Below are 203 nucleotides of genomic sequence, written 5' to 3'. Positions count from 1 at the left end.
AGCTTCTTCAGCTTCGCATTCTCGTCGGCAAGGACCTTGAGGCGCCGAGCTTCGGATACGTCCAGGCCACCATACCTGGCCTTCCACTTGTAGAACGTCGCGCTGCTGATCCCGTGCTTCCGGCAAACATCACCGGTCTTCGATCCTGCCTCGTGCTCCCGCAGCACCGCAATGATCCGCTCTTCCGTGAACCTCGACTGCTT

Annotated in this window: 1 protein-coding gene; it reads right to left on the bottom strand. The window is 59.6% G+C overall.

Features of this window, described 5'->3' with window-relative positions:
- On the bottom strand, nt 1–203 hold a 203-nt coding region (locus tag OWC48_RS46880), incomplete at both ends, for a transposase (protein WP_282526049.1).

Origin of the sequence: Bradyrhizobium sp. Arg816, assembly GCF_029989365.1 — a bacterium.
In the GTDB taxonomy this organism is placed as follows: Bacteria; Pseudomonadota; Alphaproteobacteria; order Rhizobiales; family Xanthobacteraceae; genus Bradyrhizobium.
This window is presented reverse-complemented; position numbering and strand designations above follow the sequence as displayed.